The 4,903-nt window shown below is 47.8% G+C and carries 3 protein-coding genes; all 3 read left to right on the top strand.

Annotation, left to right across the window (positions count from 1 at the left end; all coding sequences use genetic code 11):
* Positions 1 to 1,078, top strand: a 1,078-nt coding sequence (locus BN93_RS18310; protein ID WP_044259344.1) for a glycoside hydrolase family 3 C-terminal domain-containing protein, incomplete at its 5' end; no start/stop codon positions are given.
* A 381-nt stretch (positions 1,079 to 1,459) separates the two neighbouring features.
* Entirely contained in the window at positions 1,460 to 1,684 is a 225-nt protein-coding gene (locus BN93_RS01070) for a hypothetical protein (protein ID WP_019186502.1), read from the top strand.
* 1,953 nt (positions 1,685 to 3,637) lie between these two features.
* On the top strand, positions 3,638 to 4,903 hold a 1,266-nt coding region (locus BN93_RS01055), incomplete at its 3' end, for a TonB-dependent receptor plug domain-containing protein (RefSeq protein ID WP_157462607.1).

The raw sequence follows: 4,903 nt of genomic DNA, 5'->3' as shown, positions 1-4,903 counted from the left end.
CGGCGAAGGCTACGACTTGTCCGAACTTACCCTACCTGGTGTGCAACAACAACTTGTTGATAGCCTCGTGGCCTTGGGCAAGCCGTTGGTAGTTGTGCTGGTAACAGGTCGGCCGTTGGTAATGGAGAGTTCCCGCCATCGCGTTGGCGCATTGGTTGTGCAATGGTATGGCGGCGAACAAGCAGGCCTTTCGTTGGCCCGAATGCTCTTCGGCGAGTTCTCGCCATCAGGTCGTTTGCCCCTGTCGTTCCCCAAAAGCGTGGGACAGTTGCCCGTATATTACAACGCCTTGCCCACCGATAAGGGCTATTACAACAAGAAAGGCACGCCCGAAAAGCCAGGGCGCGACTACGTTTTTTCCGACCCCTACCCCGCCTACGCCTTCGGATATGGCCTTAGTTACACCTCTTTCGACTATAACACACTGCAACTTTCCAGTCGCTCGGCCAACGAAAAAGATACCATAGAGATACAATTCACCGTGCGCAACATGGGCAAACGCCCGGCTATGGAGGTGGCTCAGCTTTATGTTCGCGACCTTAAAAGTTCGGTTGCCACACCCGTTAAGCAGCTTTACGCTTTCCACAAGGCCGCCATTGGCCCAGAGAAAGAACAACGTTTTGCCCTTCGTTTGCCCATTGCCGAATTGTTTTTGCACGATAGAAGCATGCGCCGCGTGGTAGAACCAGGACAATTCGAGTTGCTCGTTGGTGCATCCTCGGCCGACATCCGCCTTCGCGATACGCTCACCGTGGTGCCCATCGCCCAACAGAAGTCGGCCAACAGTGCCCCCACGAGGCTTAAAACAAGTCCCCAACGCACACCGCAAGCCACACCCAACACAAGCAGAACCATCCGTATTGCAGGCATTGTGCGCAATGTTCAAGCCTTTCCCCTAGTTGGCGTAAAGGTAACGGCCGATGGAAAAACGGCTCAAACCAACGCTCGCGGCGAGTATTCGCTCTCCGTTCGCATTGGTTCCACCCTCCACTTCACCCTCGCCGGCTATCGCACCGAAACGCTTGTGGTGAAAGAAAATGGCTTGTTTGATGTGGAACTAACGCCAGTAACGCCGTAGGGAAATGGGTAAGAAAGAGAAAAAACAACGGGCCTCACACCCCCACTACCGGCCTATTCAAACCCCCACTACCGGCCTCACCCCCAACCCCTCTCCAAGGGGAGAGGGGAGTAATATGCTTTGTTTCTATTCGCTTGCTTTGTAGCTGCACGGCATTTCACTCCCCTCTCCCCTTGGAGAGGGGTTGGGGGTGAGGCCGGTAGTGGGGGTGTATGGTTCTACATTCTCCTTTCGTCTACCAAACTCGTTTAAGTTGTTTTGCCTTCTAGATTGTAATGATAATAGAGCAATGTAGAAAACGCGTGCATCTGTACCCATATCTGTGTGGCCCATGCGTGCGGGGTAACTACGTTTTGCACAACTCTCTCTTTTATATTAAGCATGACTATTAAGAATTTAAACATTGAAGAATACCTCTTGGGGCGTTGCGATGCTCAGCAGATGCACCAGTTGGCAACCTGTGTTGCAGGTTCCAGCAAGCGGTTGCGCCTGCTCTTTGCCCTTCGCTGCGCCTTTCTCGACTTAAAATCCCAACATCATTTCGACGATGCCAACTTTATTGCCGCTGCCGAACAACGCCTTTTCGATGCCATTTCAAAAGGCTAACGGTTGCACTTTGCACCAAAACTACTTACAAACTCACTTATAGTTGGCCGTGACGGCTCGTTGACAAGTTGCACTTTGCACCAAAACTACTTACGAACTCACTAACTCACAAACTTATAAACTCATCAACTCACACACCCGACAACTCACTAACTCACCTACTTACAAACTCATCAACTCATAAATTCACACACCCGTCAACTGACTAACTCTCCAACCGACAAACTCATCAACTTACAAATCCACACACCCGTCAACTCACTAAATCACCTACTTACAAACTGATTAACTCACTAACTCACACACCTGTCAACCCACTAACTCACCAACCGACACACCCATCAACTCAAAAAATCATCAACTTACAAACTAACTAACTCAAACAACTCACAAAACCACAAACTTAAAAACTTTATTTTTATTTTACAACACCTCTCTGATTTTCGCACCATTCTAGCGAAAATATAGGCTTAAAAGTAGGTAAATTGCCACAGTTTTGCGCCTTTTACATCTTTTGTTTTGTCTATTTTCAAGGATAAAACCTGCATTTAGCACCATTTTGCCTTTCTAGTTTGGTTGCCTGCTCGTATTTTTTCAGGTCCAATAACCCACTTTTAGACCCTAAAACCCTACTTTTTAACCACTATTTCGCCCTTTTCAGCCATGTTTTTCATGGTTCTAAAAGATTTTATTTATGCAATTGCAGTGAATATTTATGCTTTTCGCCTCGCATTTGGCACCATTTTGCTGGGTATTTTGCACCATTTTACCTTGCATTTTGCACCAAAACGCATTGCATTTAGCACCAAAATGCACTGCGTTTTGCACCATATTGCACTGCATTTTGCGGCAAAACGCACTTCATTTTGCTACAAATCGCAAAAAAATGGGTGTTAGTGGCGGTCAGTTTAAATAAAAATTCATTTTGTCTGCATGTACAACCATCCCCATTTTGCACCAAAACGAACCTTCGCGAGAATCGATTTTTTGCGACAAGGTTGGCGATTGGTGGCAAAAAGAGCACTCATTGTGTTAAAATTCTTACTGGAAAGCTGACAAAGTTTGGCAGGTCGACGAGTAGACAAGTTAACAAGTTGACGAGGGAATAAGTGAGCGGGGTAATCGCTCATCTCTTCGTATTGCAACCTAAATACGTCCATTTTGACATAAGAACATAAGAAACACAAAGAAGTGTGCTTTACGTTTTCCTCATTATAAGTTGAAGGAGTTAATCGCCCATCCCTTCGTATTGCAACCAAAATTCATCCATTTCGACATAAGAACATAAGAAACATAAAGAAGTGCGCTTTACGTTTTCCTCATTTTGTGCCGCAGGAAAGATGCTTTCAACTTGCAAAGAAGGGGTTGAGAGGACCACTACCTGGTTACTTTGTTTGATACACAGCCACGTTTTGCCACAGACAAATGCGGCTGAACTTCGGATTTCGCCGTACCTTAGTCCTGCGCTTGGTACATGTGCGGCGCGTTTATCCTATGCGGACCTCACAAAGACAATAAACTCCTTTCAATTTACAGAAACAATGAAAGTCGAGCCCACTTCGCCGTATGGCGTGCAAAACAAGTAGCGTTTGCCTCACATTTATCGCCCATCGTGCCGCAACAAGATGAGTTTTGGCGTAAAACTTACCTGTAAGGAAAGCTAAATCAAACAGTCACAGCATGCCAATCGATTGCACAAATTGTTAGTTTTGCATCCGTTTAACCGCCCCTTTGCTCCTAAAATAGTACGCCTTTTGATGTGAAAAAAGGTAAAAATGAAGAAGATTTTTTTGTTAGATTTATTTTTATGCGGTTTTTTTACTATATTTGCCGCCTTGAAACTACACGCGAACAATGCGCCGTTTGTATGGCCTTTGCTCGTTCAAAAACTGTAATTTAATCAATGTCTTACCTGTATTAAGTAAATATCATCACTCTTTATAAACTAATTGTATGGCAGTACATCTGAAACGCTATCTACTTGCAGTGTTCTTAGGAGCCTTGGCTTTGGCCGCGCTTCTACCCGCCGAGGCAATAGCCCAGACTCAGGGCAAGCGCATCTCGGTTTCGTTTAAGGACAAGCCGCTAGCCAGCATCCTCGATTTCGTGGGGCGACAAGGCGACTATGAAGTAACTTACACCGACGACGTGCGAAACGACACGTTGACGGTAACTATCTCTTTTGAAAACGTAGATGCCCTGCAAGCTGTGCAAAGCTTGCTGGCCAAAACCGCTTTCGCCTACAACGTAGACGGAAAGAAAATCAACGTCTACCGCATGGAACAACACAAAGAAACGGCCTTTACGCTTAAAGGACTTGTGAAAGACAAGGACGGGCAGGGCGTTTCGTTTGCCACCGTGCAGATTAAAGGCACTACACAAGGCACTACCACCGACCTAGACGGGCACTTTACCATGAAGGTTGACCGCCAAGAGGGCGACGTAACCATATCGAGCGTGGGGTTCGACACCAAGACCGTGAAGTATGATGCGCGCCGTGAGTTGAGCGTTTTGTTGCCTTCGGCAGAAAAAATGCTGGGCGAAGTGGCCGTCATTGCCTATGGTAAGCGTAACACACGCGAGCAAGTGGGAGCCATCGGCTCGGTAAAAGCAGAGGATTTGCAGAAAGTTCCCTCGCCCAGTCTTGAAAACTTGCTGCAAGGACGCATTGCCGGTGTAGACGTAACCAACCTGTCTGGTTCGCCAGGTGGTGGCGGTTCGAAAGTAACCATACGTGGATTTAGCTCGCTCAACCAACAAGGCGCAAACGACGGAACGCCACTTTACGTGGTAGACGGCGTGCCTGTGGCCAACGACCCCCAAAACATGGGTGGCATTAATGCCCTTGCCGGGCTGGACCCATCCAGCATCGAGAGCGTGCAAGTGTTGAAAGATGCTGCCTCGGCATCGCTTTACGGTTCGCGTGCAGGTAATGGCGTTATCCTTATCACCACCAAAAAAGGTAAGGCCGGGCGCAATGAAATACAGGTAAACGTATCGCAATCCCTATCGTGGTTGCCCGCAACGCCCAAACAAACCATCGGAAAGGCCGAACGCGACATCGCGCTGATGCTGGCCAAGAAATACCGCTCGGCACACTACGATGCCGCTACCGACGGCATTGTGATGCCTAAGGACTATGCCGACACATGGGGATGGGGCGACGACCTTGACGGAGGTATGGACTACTTGTGGCGGAACGGAAACGTGATGACGGGC

Origin of the sequence: Prevotella conceptionensis 9403948, from assembly GCF_000312305.1 — a bacterium.
Taxonomy (GTDB): Bacteria; Bacteroidota; Bacteroidia; order Bacteroidales; family Bacteroidaceae; genus Prevotella; species Prevotella conceptionensis.
Note: the sequence above shows the minus strand (reverse complement) of the source record. Positions and strands in the feature narration are given on the sequence as shown.

Coding starts and splice junctions, on each gene's coding strand:
- BN93_RS01070 (WP_019186502.1), top strand. CDS start 1,460: ATGACTATTAAGAATTTAAACATTGAAGAATACCTCTTGGGGCGTTGC.